We start from the raw sequence: 17,145 nt of genomic DNA on the forward strand, positions 1-17,145 counted from the left end.
AGTTCAGTCGCGCAAAGATCTGTCTGTGTAATGAATGAACAATGCTTCCAGATCCTGGAATGGGGGCCGGCCGTCAGTGGGTGTCAACAGTGCTGAAAGACTGCCGCTGGCGAGTACGGAACCTTGGTTCATCAAGACAATATTGGTACACAGAGCGCTGACTTCTTCCATGTAGTGTGTGGCATAAAGTACAGCGCATCCATCAGCCAGACGCTTTTTGACTACAGCGAGCAGCAAGGCGCGTGACTGCGGGTCGACGCCAACAGTTGGTTCGTCAAGAAGCAGAATATCCGGGTTTTGCAACAGTGCAATTGCCAAGTTTAGTTTGCGACGAATCCCGCCCGAACATTGCTCAGCCCTCTTGTCGAGGAATGGTTCCAGCAGGCAGTCCTTTATGGCCTGCCTTATCCGGGTGTCTGCGTCGCGTTTTGGAAGATTCAAAATTCCGCCGAAGAATTCCAGGTTCTCCCGGCAAGTCAGTTGTGGATAAAAAGCATAATCTTGAGGAACCAGCGCAAGGCTTGGAGGAGGGCTGCCGGGTCGTTGAACCCTTCCAGATTGTGGTTTTTTAAACCAGTCAAAATATCAATAAGGGTTGACTTTCCGCACCCGTTTGGTCCCAGCAGCCCTGTCGCCTCGCCGCGCCGTAAAGCGAGGCTGATATTGCGAAGTGTTGGCGCCGGGTGTCCCGGATAGTGGTAGCTGATACGGTCAGCAATAAGTGCTGGTCGTCGTTCATTCATGATGGCGATGAGGATTGTTGATCAGGCTTTGTCGCGGGCTGGATTGGGTCAATGATCGGCGCTGGTTTTAAAGAATTGAGCAGTCCCAGAGGCGACATTCCACGTTGCAATAGTTTGCTGGCGACCATCAGGATGATTTTTGTAATATCAATGACCGGGCGAAAATGGCTTGGCCGCGCATGTCTGGGATAATGTCCAGGAATGGAAATGGCCAAGGTTCGAGTGCCCGCGCGAGCCGCTTCGATCAATACTTCGCTTTCAAAAGTGAAACGGCTGCTCTTGACCTTGCCACGCAAGATCAATTCAATGACTGGGGCAGGGTAAACTCGAAAACCTGATTGTGTGTCTGCAATGGCGTGGCCAGCCGCCCATGAAATCCAGAAGCAGGCGATACGATTCGCATGGTAGCGCGCTCTGGGGAAGTGCTTTTGATCATGCAGCCTTGCTCCGATAATCAGGTGGTCGGGGCGAGCGCGCCACAGTGCCAACAATCGTTTGGCATCCGTAGGGTCGTGCTGGCCGTCGCCGTCCATTGTGATGACTGCCGCGGCGCCTTGTGACGCGGCGTAGGTGAAGGCGTTTTTCAGGCTGGCGGCCTTCCCTTTATTGGTAGTGTGTGAAAGCAGTTTCACCGGTAAGCCGTAAAGCTGTTGTGCTGTACCGTCGGTTGAACAGTCGTCTACAACAATGACACGAGGGCACATTTCAAGAAGGGCTTCGACCAGTTGGCGTATAGTGGTCGCCTCGTTGAAGGCAGGAATGACGCACCAGACATCATTCCAAAGTGATTCAGTGGTCTGGCTCAGCACATGCCACCATTGATGCTGATGACTTGTCCGGTAATGTAGCTGGCTTCTTCAGAGGCAAGAAACGCGACTAAAGCAGCAACTTCTTCAGGGCGTCCGCTGCGACCGACCGGGACCAGTTGCTGAATTTTTTCTTTTGGAAAAAGCCCGAGTGACATTGGGGTTTCGATTATGCCCGGTGCAACCACATTCACGGTGACACCGCGATTGGCGACTTCGAGGGCCAGGGATTTTGAGGCGCCATGAATCCCTGCCTTGGCCGCAGCGTAATTGGCTTGTCCGCGGTTACCACTTATGGCAGCGACAGAGCTTATATTGATGATACGGCCCCAGCGTGTGCGGACCATTGGTAACAGCAGGGGCTGGGTTACCCTGAACATGCCGTGCAAATTTGTGTCAATAACGGAGTGCCACTGGGTTGTACCCATTCCAGCCATCAGCCCATCGTCGTGTGTTCCCGCATTGTTTACAAGAATCTGGATGGGCCCATCCTCAAGAACTCGTGTGACTGCAGCCGAGGTTTCAGCCTCGTCATTTAAATCAAATCTCACGGCTTCTGCTGAGCCCCCACCTTGCGAAATTTCGTCGGCCAGGAGCCGGGCTGGTTCAAAATTACGGTTCGAATGAATGATCACGTGTACGTTATTTTTCGCAAGTGCACGGCAAACAGCGGCACCAATTTCGCCGCTTCCTCCTGTAATAAGCGCACGTTTCAAAGAGGTTTTTTCAGTAGTCATGCCTGAACTATATATGTATCGGTAAATGCGATCATCAGGCTCCCCTGTGCGAGGCAACGCAGCGAAGTGTTTACCTTGAACTTGTAAAGGCAGCCGTGGTCAGTGCTGCCCAACCGTTGAGCAAAGATTGTCAAAGGGCCGTCATCGATTGAAAGTGCCTGAGTTTCCAGTTCTGTGTTGGTTATTTTTACCAAAAGCCTGGTCTTGACTGGCCTGCGTTATCAAGCAGGGCACCATGAATCGCACAGGCTTGAGCCGCGTACTCAATGGCAACCATGGATGGTATTTCGCTGTTCTGTGCCAGGGGTGGTTGTTGTGGTCAACCTGGGCGCAGCAACGTATGGTTTCCGGGCTATGGTCGATGATCTGGTCGATCAGGCACATCAATCCCTTATGGGGCACCAGCGAAGCAATGTTATGCGGGACAGTTGGCATGTTCACCGGGTAGAGTCCGTTTGACAGGTGAGTGACAGCGTTTGTTTGCCAAGTTTCAGACGAACAGGCTGTGTTGAACGGGTGGCAATGCACCCGAGCACAGAGAACCCGTATGCGGCGCTCTGGTGTTGCCATTCGGAGGGCAACCAGTCGGGGAAATGGTCGGGTTGTTCGTCAAGCGAAAGTTTGGCATGGATCTTCGCCAGCGGCGGCGTGTCAGTATCTCGTGTGCTGACCACCAACGCGCATGCGGTTGCCTGATGTATAGGCAGTTGCTCGAGCATTGGGCCTGTCATTGCAGGGTCAAAGCATACCAGGAGCACCGGCTCATTCAGTGCTAGGGCTTCTGTCAGCGCACATAACAGGCCGGCCGCAAAGCTGTCTTTGCCTTGACTTATAACCGTAGAGGGCTGGTGGTTCTTATAGGCAATCGAGAAATAACCGGCAGCGGCGTTGTGAACTGAGTTTGGAAATACAAGTGGTGAAATTTCGCGTGTTGTCGCCAGTGTTTCCAGCATGCGCTGTGAAATCTCGCCCGTACCATCGTTCGTCGCAAAGATTGAGCGCAATGAGCTGACAGGTTGCCCGGTTTGTGTTTCCAGCTCATGCAGGCAAGCCAAGACCAGTCTTACGGCTTGACTCGCGCGTCTTCGTTCGTTGGCGGGCAACTTGGCCGGTGCGGGCAATTGCAACGGCATTTGTGCGTGTATCGGTAGACGGGTGCGAGCGGTATGGAACAGAGCGTCCAAATTGGGTAGGTCCGGAGTAAGTACGCTTGCCGCCTGCAGGTAGAAAGTTGTTTCAAACATTTCAGGCCCCTTGTCCGAAGATCAACGAACAATTGGTGCCACCAAAGCCAAAGTTATTTGTCATTGCGCGTCGGATGCGTGCAGGCACTGCTTTGGTTACGAAATTGAGGTCGATGTCATCGTCCGTTTGCCCCAGTTCCGTAAACGGGGGCAGTACTTGTCGACGTAAGGCTTCTATTGTGACGACAGCCTCGGTAATGCCCGCCGCTCCAAGCGTATGGCCAGTAGCCCCCTTGGTTGAGGACACCGGTGTGTCTTGGTTACCAAAGACATGCTTTAGCGCTATCGCCTCGGCACGGTCATTAGACTGGGTGGCGGTGCCATGGGCATTGATATAGTCAATATCGTTTGCGGTAATTCCTGCGTGTTTTAATGCCTGATTGATGGCGTTTATGGCACCGGAGCCCTCCGGGTCTGGTGTGGTGATGTGGTGGGCATCACTTGATTCGCCCCCACCCAAAAAATGACGTCACTGTCTTCACGAGTGAGTAACGCGAAGCCCGCAGCTTCACCGATCGAGATGCCGTTTCTGCGGCGATCGAAAGGACGGCAGGCTGTGTCTGAAAGCAATTGCAGCGCATTAAAACCATGTAATGTCGACAGACAGAGGCTGTCGGCACCGCCGACCAGAACAGCGTCAGCGACCCCGGTAGCGAGCCACTTTTGCGCAATCAAAAATACTTTTGCACTGGAGGCGCAAGCAGAGGCGATGCCAATAGATGGGCCGGTCAGCCCGACGGCGTCGCTGACAAACTGACACAGGCTTTCAACGCTGTGAGTGTCATTGAAATTGAAGCTTGCAGGCCATTGGCCCGTGGCAATTCGTTCGGCGTATGCTGTTTCTGTCGATTGGATGCCCGAAGTGCTTGTACCCATGACAAGCGCCACGCGGTCTGTGCCGTATTTAGAGTATTCAGCGTCAAGGGCGTTTTGCAGTAACGGATCTTGCAGGGCTGACCATACGAGCCGATGGTTGCGGCATTCGTATTTGGTCAGGTGTTTGGGTATTGAAAACCGCTCAACGTCGGGGTGTCGTCCGATCCAGCAATCGAGATCGCACCACTCAAGGTCGTTGGGCCGCAGACCGGAGCGATGGTTGATCATCGCATTCCACAAATCGGCAACCCCAACCCCTAATGAGTGGGTCAGGCTGACAGCCGCAATTCCGGAAGGTTTCAGCAACATGGGGGTAAGGTCAGAGTGAAGTGCTGGCTGTACACTCAATGAGAGTGTGGTATTGGCCAACATTATCAGTGACGGAGGAAATGGTCAGGCCTGACGCGCGGATCAGGTCGAAAAATACTTCTGAGTCATACATTTGACTATTACCATTAGCCACGCACGTAAAATAAAGCGATGTTTGCTGCAAACTGAGTGCAGCGGCCTCAAATCGTTGGCGATCCCAGAACAACTCCAGGATCCATACTTTTGCGCCTGGTTTTAGTCCTTCTTTTACCTTGCAAAGAATTGCGATGATTTCTTGTTCTGAAAAACAGTCCAGAAACTGGCTCATCCAGATGATATCGTAACCGTCTGGCAGGCGTGCCATTGGGTCCAGCATATCAAGTGGGTAACATTTTGGCGGGGTAGTGGCTTCAAGAGGCGTCAGGTGCGCTATGGCCCTTTCAAGCTGAGGCTCAAGATCAACAAGCCCGATGCGTAAGTCGGGTAGTCGTTGCAGGCATGTGTATGCCCATTTTCCCGTATTGCATCCGATATCCAGCAGGCTGCTCGGATTTTCCGCAGCCAGTTTTTCGACCATGACCGGGAAAGCTTGATCGGAATAAAAATGGTCGAAGTTATGCCAGCTGCTCATGGCTGGTTCAGGCATGGCGGACAGGCCTTGGTAAACAGTGTCCCATGGGCCCAGTGTTTTCAGGCCGGCGGGCTTGCCAGTGCTCAGGGCTGCGTCTAGTTGAGTTGCAGCGTCGTAGCAGACATCGCGCGTGAAGTCGAAGTTGATACGTGTCATTTCGTCGGTCAGGATAAAATAACCGAGCTTTGTCAGGTGGTACAGCCCGTCTCGTCGCCACACCAGCTTCAAGCCCAGCCCCGCCTCGAGAAGAACGCGGGTCGCGTAGTGTGACAGTCCGCATTCCTCAGAAATTGTTTCGATTGCCAGGCCATTTTTTCGGCGATTCTTCGCCAATGCCTCAAGGATGCCCCGGTCTCGCATGACCACAATGGCATGGAATGCTATGGGTCCGAATGCAAGCATCTGTGCCATGGTGATGGCCTCAATTGCAGTTAAAGGGTCTTGGTCAAAGAGATGTTTTTCTTGCATAGGTCAGGGTAGTGGTACGTAAGAGAGTACCGTGGTGGTTGTGTCGCCTTGGGCTTCAATAATGATGAATTTCTCGATATGTGTGCCATTGCCGTGAAACTCGAGCTCTTTCAGCAGTCCGGAAAGTTCCACGGTTGCAGGTGTCAGGCGCAGGCGCCAGGACTCCGGTGTTCCTTCCAGGTGTACGTTGAAATCGTTGCTGATGATGCTGAAGTCGCCAAAGACAACACCGCGAAGTGCGTTGGCTAATGCACCCAGCTGAGGCTGTGTCTCATAACGAATAACCCGCGTTTCATTTGCATCGAACCATTCCATATGGTCTGGATACAACCGCCAGGTCTGGGGGCTGGTGGATGCGATTTTTTCGAGCATCGGGGGCGCAGCGTGTAACGTGCCCCGGGAAATAACAGGGGTGCTCAGCCAGGGCGATTCGCGAACTTCTTCATATCCAACACTCGGTGGGGCGTTATCGCTCAGCATGCGGGCCAGGTCTTGAGACGTAAAGGCTGGGCGGCCTGTGACAGTCCGCCCAGTATGCTTGCAAGCAGCAGGAGGATCAGTTGATAAAGTTTTGCCAATGTCATGACTGAATTCGATCGTTGTCCCAGTACGGATAGAAATTAAACCAGTTGTATGGGCTATGCCGTGCCTGGCTTTCTAGCACACGGGTGTACGTTTGCGCAGCGTGATTTATTTCACTGAGGCCGCTACCCGCGTCAAGAGCAAGCCCCGGATCGATAAATGTTATGCGGTAGCGATTGCGCCCCTCATATATTCCAAAACAAATCAGGATCGGGGCATTGCTGCGTGCGGCCAGCAGGTAGGGGCTCTTTGGCATTTTGGCAGGGCGGCCAAGAAATGTAACGGGGACGGTTGCCCTGCCTTCCATACGGTCGGCCAGAATGGCAACGACTTCGCCGTCTGCCAAGGCCTGGTGTGCCAGTAACAGGCTGTGAGGCTGTCCATACGGGATTACTTTGAAACCTGTGTCGTCAATGCCTGCGATCCGTCGGACGCGAGCGCCAGTGGTCGGCACGCATCATGATGTTTAGCGGGCGGTCGTCAATGCCGTGTCTGGCCAATGCCATAAGGTCGAAGCTACCCAAATGTGAACCCAGTAAAACGCAGCCTTTTCCTTTGGCTAAGGCCGCGTCGACAAGTGGGCGGTTTTCAATGGTGATATGGAAGCGGCCAAGTTCATGGTTTGCCAGATAAACACGGTCGAGCAATGTTGTGGCAAAGTAGTGGAAGTGCCGGAATATTTCGCTTGCTCGAGGTTTTCGACCAAAAATACTTTGTAAAAAATCAGCGGATGCTTCGCGTGCAACCCTGTCTGTTGCAATGAAGTAGGACACGATTGGGTAGAGCAAAATCCGGCAAAATGCCCTGCCAGCAAGGCGTGCCAGCCATGCGATGAGCTTGAGCGAAAATTCGCTCCCTCTTTCTTTTCGAGAGGTCCACTTCATTGGGAGGATTCATCCAGGCGGGTTGTCAGTGAGCCGCTGGCGATAGCGACTGTTGTCGCGTCGCGTAGTACAGTCACCTCGTAACGGATACTTTTGTCTTTAATTTTGTAGCTGACCCTGGCTTGCTCATTGGGCAGTAGTTGCGCGGTGAATCGTGCGCTTTTGATCGTGATGGGCTTTGCTTTTATGTTGGCACCCAGTCCGGTGAGTACCTCGCTCAGCAGCAATACGCCGGGAACAACCGGGTTTCCAGGAAAGTGCCCTTGCAGGCAGCGGTGGTCTGCCGGAACGATAAAAACGTGATGATTCATGACTTGGATTTTTCACTTTGCCACTGCTGGTATATAGCCATCAGGTCAGCGTAGATGACTTTACCCCGTTCATTTCGTGGTATTCGATCAACGCAGATAAGCACTCGTGGCAAAAATACCGGATCGATTCTTGCTTTTAGGGCTGATTTGATCTGTACAGGGGTGATGGTACTGGTTTTCGAATAAATGAGTACTGGACGCTCCCGCGCATCCCTGTTCGTGGCTATAAAAGCGGCATCGTCAATACCGTCAATTTCTTGCAGTATGGTATTCAGGGCAGCCAGAGAGGTTCGGCGCCCTCCGATTTTTATGACATCGCTATTGCGCCCGATCAATTTGAATTGACGCGTGTTCATCGGTTCAAGCTGATCGGAGATTACTTGGGGTGAGTCGAAGTGTTGGCCGCTGGCCCGACTGTATTCCGCGTTGAAGTCTAGTCCAACGCTATCCAATTGTGTCCAGACAGAAGTCGTTGCCGTACGTCGGGTTGCAAGCGCTCCCGTTTCAGTAGATCCATAAATTTCGATTACCGGACCCTTGATCAGCATTTCTGTATTTTGCGCTATTTCGTCGGACAGCGGCATGGTTGATGTCAATGCCACTGAACATGACTCCAGTTTTACTGCGGCTCGTGACAGAGCCTGAAGGTGCAGTGGTGTTGCAATCCATGCCGCTTTACCGTGTCGGTAGGTCATTGCGTCTTGGATATCGGCGGGTAACAATGGTCGTCGGTCGATCACCGGTTTGTTGAATGTGATTGAAAGCATCAGCATTGTTTCGATACCGAACATATGCTGCGGTGGGACGCTGCTGACGATATGATCGAACGCTTCAAGGTTCTCGGAGGGTGATCTGGCAAGGGTTTGCCCCAGTCTGGAGCCAAGCTGCAAGGCACCAGCGAACAGCTGTGCCAAAGAGCGAGATCGCGGTTCTGGCGCTCCAGTGCTTCCCGAGGTGTAAAGTGTTATTCGCGCTTCGTCCAGGTTGGTTTCCCAACTCAGGCGGGTGTCTGGTTGTATTTGTTGGGCCAGGGAGCAGGGCAGACAATGCAACCATGGGGTGTTGATGTCGGTACGGACGTCATTGTCTGTGATCAGAAGCACGGGTTGATTGGTCAGAGAAATGACCCGGTGAAGATCCGCTGCTCCTCGTGATGGGGGAGGACGAGCGTCAAATTCCGGCGCAGCGTGGCTACCCAGGTTATCAGGAACGCAAGATATGATGAGCACAGGTTGCAAACGGCATGCCCTTCAGGTAGCCGAGGCGCAAGGGCAAGAGCCGCACGATGGATTTCTCTCCATGTCCAGTCGCGCTCAGATTGAATAACTGCAGTTTGGTCCAGGCAATCTGTTGCGCCGAGCAAGGAGGCCATGTGTGATGTCGTGGCCAATGGGAGTGCAGCTCTCACGGCTCTGGCGGGTCTGAAAGAGTAATAGCCGTCTTTGCATTCCAGATCCGCCATGTGTCTGCGATTTGGGTGGGCAGGTCGGGAAAGGCTATGCCCTTGAACAGATGGGGCCTTAGCCAGTACTCAATCAGAAACAGTAGTGCTGAACCCGCACCAGCGAACATGCTTCGAAGCAACGTGTGTTGGTCTGTTACAAAGAATGAGATCAGCAACAAGAGAAAATAAGCACACCAAAGCGCCGTCAGAAACCGGGTGTAGCGACAGAGTCCAGGCGTTAGCTGGGGAGTGCTGACACGTGCAATTTGCTCAATGAGGGGGATTTTTTGGTGTTGTAGTGTTTTGCCGAAGCGCCACGCCAGCCAACCCAGAATACAAAGGGTTGGCCAGCTCCAGGGCGAAGGAATAACCACCATTGCACTGACGAAAGGTGATGTCAGGCCTCAGGCCTGAACCGTTGTGCTGCTGTTAATGTAGCTAGCCAGGTTTTCAAGTGACCCGAATATCTGTTCGATATCCGGGTTGTCTGCCTTGATTTTGAGACCAAACTTCTGCTGGATAATAAGAGCAATTTCAAGCATATCCAGCGAGTCCAGACCGAGGCCGTCGCCGAATAGCGTCGCATTCAGGTCAACGAGCTGGGGGTCAACATCTTCCAAGTCTAGAGCGTCTACGAAAAGTATGGCAAGTTCTCGGGCTGTAACTGTCATGGTTATTCAAAATAAAGCTGTTTACTGTGCAGCCAGTTGAACTTCTATGGCCCGGGTCAAGTTTGTAATCCAGCCGTTATAGTTTTTGTGAATGGTGCCGTTGTTGGCATTAAGATTCTGACTGCTCACGTAGTTGATGCTGTAGCTCTGTGGCGAGTAAGGGATATCAATAACGGCAGTATGCGATCGAAGGTGAAGGGTGCCTGTCAGTTTGTTGGGGCCTGCATCCTTCATGACCCATCCTAATGAAGCACCGGCACGAACGATAGCTTCACGGACTTGGGCAGCACTGAGTTGTTTCGCTGAAGATGTTGTGACGGGGGCATTGTTTACGTTGTAGATAGGAGCCGCGCAGCCGACAATCGCTGCTAAAAGTGTCAGCGCCAAGGCGCGTTTAAGCATTTTCATAGGTATCCCCTCGGTTGGAGTTTTCAATAAAACAGTTTCAGTGAGCGGCTGGATGATAACAATTTGTATAGCGTGTATCAACTTGTCGGCTCTCGTGCCAGCTTGCGCTCAGCGCTGCGGGATTCTCGCATTTACATGCGAACTGATACTGATGGTTTGCCTTTACCCCATCCACCCGTCATCATCAAGAATGGTGCGAACAGCGCTTAGTTTCACTACCCCTTCACCAAAGCTGCCGCCGACAGGGTTGAAGACGTCAAGGTAAAAGTATTCGTCAGCTTCCGGTTGGGTGTCGCCAATGATTTCGACAGGAATGACCGCCTTGTTTTCATTCGGGTACAGGTTAAGCGTTCCATTGACCGCAATATAGTCTTCGTTGGCTTCGGCTGTGCCGTTTCGCGTCGAGTAGTCAATACTCAGGATTTCATTCGGATCACTGCGAACGCCCGTGAATTGCAGCAGGAAGTACGCGTAGCTGGTGCCGGTATTGTTTTCGACAACCTCTCTAACGACCTCTTCCGGTGTGGTGGGCGCGTCTGGGTAATGGGCACGCAGGTTTTGGTCGATCCACTGCTGGTAAGCACTGACGCGCTGCCAGGCCGCGAGTTCACCAAAGCTGCTGTTTCCTGTGCTGTCGATATCGGGGTGGATGCCGTTCTTGCTGAGGCTGGCGGTGTAGCTGGCCACGCCTGCCAGGTACCCGTCCAGAAAGGCCGGTCCTCCACTGTCACCTTGTGCGATGAGTCCCTCATTCAACCTCAGGCCTAGGTCGTCGCGAGCGATCAGACGACCAAAAGCATCGTTGTAGGGGTTGCCGTTGTCAAAGTCGGCGATAAGTTGTGTGCCTGCTTTGGGCGTCCACGCGATGCTCGCGCCCAAGTCACTTTTCAAGGTCGCCGCGTCTGCATCGAATTGGTTGGCGGCCTTGAGCCTGGACAGATTTTGAGTGTCGGTTGTCCCCAGATTGCCCGTGCCGGTACGGCCGTACCCCGCAAAGACAAACGCCTTGCTGATTTCGTCGTTGTTTCGGTAAAGCTCGTATCGGTCAGCGCTGATGGGCGCAGTGGTCGGCAACCAGACAATGGCCAGGTCATTGTTGCTGTCCTGGTCATAGCCTGGGTGTCGCAGAATCTGTGTCGAGGTGTACGTCTGGATGCCTTGCGCCGTCTCGAACCGGATTATCGCCGAACTGGCCTTGGGGTCAAACAGGTGACCCGCTGTCAGTATGGCCCGGCCGTCATACAGCAAACTGCCGGTTGCATAGTAGTTGTTGACACTGATGCGAACCACGCCGTCATAGCCATCACCGGGGGTGGTGCGATAACGGGGGTCAGTGTAATGGGCGCTTGTCGTGACCATGATGTGCCGGCAACCAGATTCGAGTGATGAGCTTGTTGTCTTTCAGCAAGAGGCCGCAGCTTATTCCATCCCTGGCACAACGGTCGAAAAACCGGCATCCACATGGGTGATTTCACCGGTCACGCCCGCAGCCAGGTCAGACAGCAGGAACGCGGCGACGTTACCCACGTCGTCTGTCGTGACATTGCGGCGCAGCGGGGCGTGGGCTTCGACAAACTTCAGGATGGAGCCGAAGTCTTTGATGCCGCTGGCGGCCAGGGTTTTGATCGGACCGGCCGAGATGCCGTTGGCGCGGATGCCCATGGGGCCCAACGAGTTGGCCAGATAGCGTACGCTGGCTTCCAGTGAGGCCTTGGCCAGACCCATGGTGTTGTAGTTGGGAACGACTTTTTCTGCGCCCAGGTAGGTCAGGGTCAACACGGAACTGTTGCGGCCTTTGAGCAGGGGCAAGGCGGCTTTGGCCAGGGCGGGGAAGCTGTAGGCAGAGATGTCGTGGGCGATGCGGAAGCCTTCGCGTGACAGGCCGTCGAGGAAGTCGCCGGCGATGGCCTCTCGCGGGGCAAAGCCGATGGCGTGGACCAGACCATCCATGCCGTCCCAGTGTTTCTGGATTTCGGCGATGGCCGATTCGATTTGTGCGTCGTCGCCGACATCGCAGGGCAGCACGATGGAGCTGCCAAATTCAGCGGCGTACTCGGTGACGCGGTCTTTGAAGCGGTCGCCGACGTAGGTGAAGGCCAGTTCGGCGCCTTGCTGGTGGCAGGCTTTGGCGATGCCGTAGGCGATCGAGCGGTTGGAGATGACACCGGTGATCAGGATGCGTTTGTTTTTAAGAAAGCCCATTATTCAGCCTTTGGAATCAATAAAAATGGTGTGTTGCGAGGCAATTGGAAGGTATGGTGTGACTGGCCGTGACCATGCGGTTTTGACGGTGTGGTGTACTTGACTTAGCTGCGCCGCCCTTGCCGGGTACTTTCAGGCGCTTGCCCTGGTCAAGGCTGTTGCCTTTCAGGTTGTTCAGCCGGCGCAGTTCATTGACCGACGTGTTGTAACGGCGTGCCAGAGAAAACAGGGTGTCGCCTTTTCGTACTGTATGCGTGCTCAATGCGCTGGTGTTGCGCGACGGTACGTCAGGCCTAACGTGGCGACGTGCACGAGGCACGGGTGTGCCAACCGGGGGCAGGCCGGCAACAGAAGTGCTGCTGGCGGCGATCTGCAGGCCGGTGCCCGTGGTGGCCGGTACCCAGAGCACCTGGCCATTGGCACGGGTGTCACGGTCATCAAGGCCATTGATGTCACGTAGCCGAGCCAGGCTGATGTTGTGTTTTTGTGCGATGGCGCTCAGGGCTTCGCCCTTGCCGGGGTTGTAGGGCTTCCAGGTGTCGAGCTTGTGCTTGTGGGCTTCCAGGTTGGCCTTGAAAATGTCGACCCGGTTGGCTGGCAGCAAAATGACAGGCGAGTTATCGGCAACGATGATGTCCTGGTTGAATGAGGCGTTCAGGGCCTTGAATTCTTCGACCGGTATTTCCGCCAGTTTCGCAACGTCTTCGACGGCCATCGTATGTGTTTTGCGGATGCTGGTGAAGTACGGCGTGTTGCCCACATGGGGCAGGGTCATGCCATAGCGTCGCGGGTTGGTAATAATGTTTTTGATGGCTTGCAACTTGGGTACATAGTTACGGGTTTCGTCGGGCATCTTCAGCGACAGGTAGTCGGTGCCGTCTCCGGCCTCTTCGGCACGCTCGATGGCACGTTTCACCGACCCTTCCCCCAGTTGTACGAGGCCAGGGCCAGGTACCAGTCACCCTGGAATTCATACAGATAGTTCAGGTATTCCAGTGCCGCGTGGGTTGATGCAATGGGGTCACGCCGCTGGTCTTGCAGCTGATCTTGCTTGAGGTTGTAGTGCAGCCCCGTGCTGGGGATGAACTGCCACAGGCCCGATGCCTTGGCGCGGGAATAGGCTTCGGGGTTGTAGGCACTTTCGACAAATGGCAGCAGCGCCAGCTCGGTGGGCATGCCGCGTCGCTCAAGCTCGTCGACAATGAAATACAGGTAGCGTCTGGCCCGTTCGCTCATGCGGTACACCGACTGCGGATGCGAGGCGTAGTAGTTGGTCCAGTGGTCGACCAAGGGGTCATTCAGGTTGGGGATGGCAAAGCCGCGCCGGATCCGGTCCCAGATGTCGGCCGGAGGGTTGGTCAGGTCGATGGTGCGCGAGGTATCGACGGCCACATAGGGGTCTTGACCCGATTGTTGTACGCTGCCCTGGTGAGCACAGCCGGCCAGTATCGCTACCAGTAGCAGCGTAAATAATCTCAGGAACATGGGTAGAGCATTAAAAATTGTTTTTCCATTCGCGCAGGCAGGCGAAAACAGCGACTGCGGAATTCAGCGGCTTGCCGGCATAGCCCTGAGCAGCGTCAATCACGGACGACTGCAAAGGGCGCAGGAACGGGTTGGTTTCAAGCTCGAGGCTGATGGTTGACGGTAATGTGGGCAACCCTTGGTCGCGCGTTTTTCGGGCAGCCTCGAAGCGTTTTTTCAGCACCGCGTTACCTGGTTCGACCGCCAGAGCCCAGCGTAGATTCGACAGGGTATATTCGTGCGCACAGCACACCAGGGTGTCCAGAGGTAGCGCCTGAAGCTTTGCCAGCGAGTTCACCATGTCGGCCGGGGTGCCTTCAAACAGGCGCCCGCAACCGGCGGCAAATAGTGTATCACCACAGAAAACAACAGGTTGCTGCTCGTCAAGGTAACCAAAGTAGGCAATGTGACCTGCCGTATGCCCGGGGATATCGAGTACCGAGAGGGTCAGCCCCAGGTGATCGAGCCCGACCTGATCGGTTTCTTTCAGGCCGTGGTCGCAGACCGGCAGATTTTCACCGATGGGGCCATACACCAGCGCGCCGGTTTTTTCCTTGAGTTCTGATACACCGCCCACATGATCGGCGTGATGGTGGGTGATCAGGATGGCATCAAGCGTGAGCTGGTGTTTTTCAAGCAGGGCCAGCACCGGCGCGGCGTCGCCCGGGTCGACGACGACGGCGTGGTTGCCTTTGCGCAATAACCAGATATAGTTGTCTGAAAATGCGGGCACCGGAACCAGACGGGTTGTTTTGGAGTCTTGAGTTGTATTAACCATAGGGAGCTTGTGTGTTTGTTTCAGACCAACCGCTTATCGGTGAACTGGCCGGGTGGCTTGAAACGCCGGCCGGCCAGTACGTGCAAAACTGGGAACAGAAAAAACCAATGGCATGGTCGCAAATGCGTTTGGCTACCATGCGGTGCAGGTCGGCTTGCCCCACTGGGACTTGCTGGCGGCAAACCGCATACCCCACAAAATTCTTGCCGGCTCGTGTTTCGAGGGTTTGGCGTTGCCGCCCGATCGCAGTCTTTTACTGGCCGAGCCCGAGCAACTGCCCCTTGAAAGCCAATCCGTCGATCTTCTGATATTACCGCATGTCCTCGAGTGTTCCAATAATCCGCATCAGGTTTTACGAGAAGCGGAACGGGTACTGGTTCCCGAGGGGCGTCTGGTTATTTCGGGGTTCAATCCTTTGAGCTTATGGGGGCTTCAGGCGCGCGTGCCGGGTGTCGAGCCTCTGGCACCGGTACCGGCTCATATGCAGGTCTCTTTGCCGCGTCTGAAAGACTGGTTCAAGCTGCTGTCCCTTGAAATTGACCGGGGCCATTTTGGTTGTTACGCTGCCCCCTGCGCCACGCAGCGCTGGCTGCAGCGTTGGTCATTCATGGAGGCTGCCGGTGATCGCTGGTGGCCGGTGTGCGGTGCTGTCTATGTCGTGGCGGCAGTCAAGCGTGTGGCGGCGGTTCGTTTGGTGGGCCCCGCACTGGAAGAACAAGAAGAAACGCCGGATGCGGCGGGCGGCCGTTGTGGCCAGTCAGCCGCGTCAGGCCGATGTATCAAGGCAACAGCAAGGTAGTTAAATCATGAGTCAAGGTCAGGCACGTCCTGTCGATATCTGGACTGACGGGGCGTGCAAAGGCAACCCTGGTTGGGGTGGATGGGGGCTTTTTTACGGCATGGCCGACACGAAAAAAGTCTTTGCGGGGGCGAACCCGAAACAACCAACAACCGCATGGAGCTCATGGCGGTTATTCAGGCCCTGAAGGCGCTGAAGCGGCCCTGCACGGTGGTCATTCATACCGATTCCCAATACGTTCAGAAGGGCATGACGGAATGGCTCGCGAACTGGAAGCGACGGGGCTGGCGCACTGCCGATAAAAAACCGGTAAAAAATGCCGATCTTTGGCAGGAGCTCGACGCGCTTGTACAGCAGCACGAGCTCAGCTGGCGCTGGGTGCGCGGTCATGCAGGTGACCCGGGAAATGAAAAGGCCGATGCGCTGGCCAATCAGGGGGTCGACGTGGCACGGGCGGCAAGCACACGAAACAATGCGTAAATAAGTCTCATCCTGCGCTATTATCAATGCCGGTTTCTGCCGGCAGGTTTCTGCGGTGGCGCTCTGGCAATTAATTTCTGGCAATTCGGCTCAGGCGACAAATACGGATATGAACAAACGTGTAGCGGGTTTTGTGGTGGTTTTGGGGCTGGGGGTCGCCCTGGGTGTCGGGGCCTCGAAGTGGTGGGGGCCCGGCTCTGGCGAAACCGTCGCCGGTAAGGCTCCTCCTGCCGCAGCCGCGCCAGGGCCATCGCCCTCGCCCTCGGGTGGCCCGCCTGCAGCGCCGCGCACAGTGGGTGTTGAAGTCGCAGCAGTTCGTCTGGTCAGCATGCCAGCCGAGGTGTCGGCGGTGGGTACGATGCGTTCGGAAAACGCCGTTATGCTGCGTCCTGAAATCACGGGGCGTATCAGCGAAATCGCGTTTACGGAAGGTCAGCCCGTGAAACGGGGGCAGGTGTTGCTGCGGCTTGATGACAGCGTCGTCAAGGCGCAGTTGCAGCAGGCCCAGGCTAATCTGGGGCTGGCCAATTCGCAGTATCGTCGTTCGGAAACCTTGACCCAGCAAGGGTTTATCAGCAAGCAGGCCCGCGACGAAGCACTCAGTCAGTTGAAAGTGCAGCAGGCTGCCGTCGCATTGGCGCAGGCGCAACTCGACAAGACCGCTCTTCTGGCCCCCTTTGACGGGGTGATCGGTTTGCGTCAAGTATCCGTAGGCGATTACGTCAGCCCCGGAACTGATATTGCCCCGCTTGAGTCCATTGATCCGTTGCAGGTTGATTTTCGGGTGCCCGAAGGGTACGCAGGGCAGTTGGCGGCAGGCCAACCCCTGTCGGTACGCTTTGATGCCTTGCCCGGTGAGCAGCGCAGCGGTGTCGTCAAGGCGATCAACCCGCAAGTGGATGTGGGTGGTCGCTCGGTGCTGGTTCGCGCCGATGTCCCCAACCCCGATGGTAAATTGCGCCCGGGCCTGTTTGCCCGCGTCCAGTTGCAGTTTAATGAGGCCCAGGCCCTGACCGTGCCTGAAACGGCCCTGCAGTCCAGTGGGTCCGAACGCTTTGTCTTCCGTGTTGAAGAGGGCAAGGTCAGGCGGGTGGTGGTCGAGATCGGCCAGCGTCGCGCCGGACAGGTCGAGATCGTGCGGGGCTTGCAGGAAGGGGATCAGGTCGTGGTGGCCGGTTTGCAAAAGGTGTCTGACGGTGTTGCCGTCCGGATTCTGGCAGCGCCTGCCGCCGCGTCTGCTTCCTGAGC

At 55.2% G+C, this 17,145-nt stretch carries 21 protein-coding genes and 3 pseudogenes; 3 read left to right on the plus strand and 21 right to left on the minus strand.

Annotated elements, in window-relative coordinates; all coding sequences use genetic code 11:
* Positions 1-3: 3 nt before the first annotated feature.
* The 21 genes and pseudogenes from N7E01_RS19480 to gloB all read right to left on the minus strand — a co-directional run bounded on the left by N7E01_RS19480 (position 4) and on the right by gloB (position 14,618).
* Entirely contained in the window at positions 4-513 is a 510-nt protein-coding gene (locus N7E01_RS19480; protein WP_434089584.1) for an ABC transporter ATP-binding protein, read from the minus strand.
* On the minus strand, positions 477-743 hold the full coding sequence (locus N7E01_RS11765; RefSeq protein WP_289173006.1) for an ATP-binding cassette domain-containing protein: 267 nt from the start codon (positions 741-743) through the stop codon (positions 477-479). Before N7E01_RS11765 ends, N7E01_RS19480 begins: the two co-directional genes overlap by 37 nt.
* Positions 740-1,552 carry a glycosyltransferase family 2 protein gene (locus tag N7E01_RS11770; protein WP_289173007.1) on the minus strand — a complete coding sequence of 271 codons (813 nt, stop codon included), beginning with the start codon at positions 1,550-1,552 and terminating at the stop codon, positions 740-742. The genes N7E01_RS11765 and N7E01_RS11770 overlap by 4 nt, the downstream gene beginning before the upstream one ends.
* Positions 1,546-2,286 (minus strand): 3-oxoacyl-ACP reductase FabG, encoded by a 741-nt coding sequence (fabG, locus tag N7E01_RS11775; RefSeq protein ID WP_289173008.1) that lies wholly within the window; start codon positions 2,284-2,286, stop codon positions 1,546-1,548. The genes N7E01_RS11770 and fabG overlap by 7 nt, the downstream gene beginning before the upstream one ends.
* Positions 2,287-2,427: 141 nt before the next feature.
* The gene (locus N7E01_RS19680; protein WP_491565764.1) at positions 2,428-2,721 is read right to left on the minus strand and encodes an ApeP family dehydratase; all 294 of its coding nucleotides are present in this window, start codon (positions 2,719-2,721) and stop codon (positions 2,428-2,430) included.
* A gap of 2 nt (positions 2,722-2,723) precedes the next feature.
* Entirely contained in the window at positions 2,724-3,530 is an 807-nt protein-coding gene (locus N7E01_RS11780; protein ID WP_289173009.1) for a beta-ketoacyl synthase chain length factor, read from the minus strand.
* Between the two features lies 1 nt (position 3,531).
* Entirely contained in the window at positions 3,532-3,990 is a 459-nt protein-coding gene (locus N7E01_RS11785) for a beta-ketoacyl-[acyl-carrier-protein] synthase family protein (protein ID WP_289173010.1), read from the minus strand.
* A complete protein-coding gene (locus tag N7E01_RS11790; RefSeq protein WP_289173011.1) occupies positions 3,921-4,715 on the minus strand; it encodes a beta-ketoacyl synthase N-terminal-like domain-containing protein in 795 nt (264 codons plus the stop codon). Before N7E01_RS11790 ends, N7E01_RS11785 begins: the two co-directional genes overlap by 70 nt.
* Positions 4,716-4,725: 10 nt before the next feature.
* A complete protein-coding gene (locus N7E01_RS11795) occupies positions 4,726-5,814 on the minus strand; it encodes a class I SAM-dependent methyltransferase (protein WP_289173012.1) in 1,089 nt (362 codons plus the stop codon).
* A 3-nt stretch (positions 5,815-5,817) separates the two neighbouring features.
* Entirely contained in the window at positions 5,818-6,294 is a 477-nt protein-coding gene (locus tag N7E01_RS11800) for a LolA-related protein (protein WP_289173013.1), read from the minus strand.
* A 100-nt stretch (positions 6,295-6,394) separates the two neighbouring features.
* Positions 6,395-6,850, minus strand: coding sequence for a lysophospholipid acyltransferase family protein (locus tag N7E01_RS11805; protein WP_289173014.1), 456 nt, complete (start codon positions 6,848-6,850; stop codon positions 6,395-6,397).
* Positions 6,807-7,280, minus strand: a complete 474-nt coding sequence (locus N7E01_RS11810; RefSeq protein ID WP_289173015.1) for a hypothetical protein — start codon at positions 7,278-7,280, stop codon at positions 6,807-6,809. Before N7E01_RS11810 ends, N7E01_RS11805 begins: the two co-directional genes overlap by 44 nt.
* A complete protein-coding gene (locus N7E01_RS11815; RefSeq protein WP_289173016.1) occupies positions 7,277-7,591 on the minus strand; it encodes an ApeI family dehydratase in 315 nt (104 codons plus the stop codon). The genes N7E01_RS11810 and N7E01_RS11815 overlap by 4 nt, the downstream gene beginning before the upstream one ends.
* A complete protein-coding gene (locus N7E01_RS11820) occupies positions 7,588-8,694 on the minus strand; it encodes an AMP-binding protein (protein WP_289173017.1) in 1,107 nt (368 codons plus the stop codon). The genes N7E01_RS11815 and N7E01_RS11820 overlap by 4 nt, the downstream gene beginning before the upstream one ends.
* Positions 8,695-8,995: 301 nt before the next feature.
* On the minus strand, positions 8,996-9,412 hold the full coding sequence (locus N7E01_RS11825) for a COG4648 family protein (RefSeq protein WP_289173018.1): 417 nt from the start codon (positions 9,410-9,412) through the stop codon (positions 8,996-8,998).
* Between the two features lie 27 nt (positions 9,413-9,439).
* Entirely contained in the window at positions 9,440-9,706 is a 267-nt protein-coding gene (locus N7E01_RS11830) for a phosphopantetheine-binding protein (RefSeq protein WP_289173019.1), read from the minus strand.
* A gap of 21 nt (positions 9,707-9,727) precedes the next feature.
* Positions 9,728-10,195, minus strand: a complete 468-nt coding sequence (locus tag N7E01_RS11835) for a hypothetical protein (protein WP_289173020.1) — start codon at positions 10,193-10,195, stop codon at positions 9,728-9,730.
* Positions 10,196-10,276: 81 nt separating this feature from the next.
* Positions 10,277-11,473 carry a trypsin-like serine protease gene (locus N7E01_RS11840; RefSeq protein WP_289173021.1) on the minus strand — a complete coding sequence of 399 codons (1,197 nt, stop codon included), beginning with the start codon at positions 11,471-11,473 and terminating at the stop codon, positions 10,277-10,279.
* Between the two features lie 60 nt (positions 11,474-11,533).
* A complete protein-coding gene (gene fabI, locus N7E01_RS11845) occupies positions 11,534-12,316 on the minus strand; it encodes an enoyl-ACP reductase FabI (protein WP_289173022.1) in 783 nt (260 codons plus the stop codon).
* A 115-nt stretch (positions 12,317-12,431) separates the two neighbouring features.
* Positions 12,432-13,801: pseudogene (locus tag N7E01_RS11850) on the minus strand (transglycosylase SLT domain-containing protein); the annotation flags it as partial.
* A 10-nt stretch (positions 13,802-13,811) separates the two neighbouring features.
* A complete protein-coding gene (gene gloB, locus N7E01_RS11855; RefSeq protein WP_289173023.1) occupies positions 13,812-14,618 on the minus strand; it encodes a hydroxyacylglutathione hydrolase in 807 nt (268 codons plus the stop codon).
* Positions 14,619-14,629: 11 nt separating this feature from the next.
* Here gloB and N7E01_RS11860 point away from each other — a divergent pair.
* From N7E01_RS11860 to N7E01_RS11870, 3 genes and pseudogenes are all read left to right on the plus strand, one after another.
* A pseudogene (locus tag N7E01_RS11860) lies at positions 14,630-15,421 on the plus strand (class I SAM-dependent methyltransferase).
* A 3-nt stretch (positions 15,422-15,424) separates the two neighbouring features.
* A pseudogene (gene rnhA, locus N7E01_RS11865) lies at positions 15,425-15,897 on the plus strand (ribonuclease HI).
* A 109-nt stretch (positions 15,898-16,006) separates the two neighbouring features.
* Positions 16,007-17,143, plus strand: a complete 1,137-nt coding sequence (locus N7E01_RS11870) for an efflux RND transporter periplasmic adaptor subunit (protein WP_289173024.1) — start codon at positions 16,007-16,009, stop codon at positions 17,141-17,143.
* The last annotated feature ends 2 nt before the right edge of the window (positions 17,144-17,145 follow it).

It is taken from the genome of Neopusillimonas aromaticivorans (genome assembly GCF_030344915.1).
Classification (GTDB): domain Bacteria; phylum Pseudomonadota; class Gammaproteobacteria; order Burkholderiales; family Burkholderiaceae_B; genus Neopusillimonas; species Neopusillimonas aromaticivorans.

Coding starts and splice junctions, on each gene's coding strand:
- N7E01_RS11825 (WP_289173018.1), bottom strand. CDS start 9,412: ATGGTGGTTATTCCTTCGCCCTGGAGCTGGCCAACCCTTTGTATTCTG.
- N7E01_RS11765 (WP_289173006.1), bottom strand. CDS start 743: ATGAATGAACGACGACCAGCACTTATTGCTGACCGTATCAGCTACCAC.
- N7E01_RS11840 (WP_289173021.1), bottom strand. CDS start 11,473: ATGGTCACGACAAGCGCCCATTACACTGACCCCCGTTATCGCACCACC.
- N7E01_RS11810 (WP_289173015.1), bottom strand. CDS start 7,280: ATGAAGTGGACCTCTCGAAAAGAAAGAGGGAGCGAATTTTCGCTCAAG.
- N7E01_RS11790 (WP_289173011.1), bottom strand. CDS start 4,715: ATGTTGCTGAAACCTTCCGGAATTGCGGCTGTCAGCCTGACCCACTCA.
- N7E01_RS11815 (WP_289173016.1), bottom strand. CDS start 7,591: ATGAATCATCACGTTTTTATCGTTCCGGCAGACCACCGCTGCCTGCAA.
- fabG (WP_289173008.1), bottom strand. CDS start 2,286: ATGACTACTGAAAAAACCTCTTTGAAACGTGCGCTTATTACAGGAGGA.
- N7E01_RS11780 (WP_289173009.1), bottom strand. CDS start 3,530: ATGTTTGAAACAACTTTCTACCTGCAGGCGGCAAGCGTACTTACTCCG.
- N7E01_RS11795 (WP_289173012.1), bottom strand. CDS start 5,814: ATGCAAGAAAAACATCTCTTTGACCAAGACCCTTTAACTGCAATTGAG.
- N7E01_RS11870 (WP_289173024.1), top strand. CDS start 16,007: ATGAACAAACGTGTAGCGGGTTTTGTGGTGGTTTTGGGGCTGGGGGTC.
- N7E01_RS11830 (WP_289173019.1), bottom strand. CDS start 9,706: ATGACAGTTACAGCCCGAGAACTTGCCATACTTTTCGTAGACGCTCTA.
- fabI (WP_289173022.1), bottom strand. CDS start 12,316: ATGGGCTTTCTTAAAAACAAACGCATCCTGATCACCGGTGTCATCTCC.
- gloB (WP_289173023.1), bottom strand. CDS start 14,618: ATGGTTAATACAACTCAAGACTCCAAAACAACCCGTCTGGTTCCGGTG.
- N7E01_RS19680 (WP_491565764.1), bottom strand. CDS start 2,721: ATGCCAACTGTCCCGCATAACATTGCTTCGCTGGTGCCCCATAAGGGA.
- N7E01_RS11800 (WP_289173013.1), bottom strand. CDS start 6,294: ATGCTGAGCGATAACGCCCCACCGAGTGTTGGATATGAAGAAGTTCGC.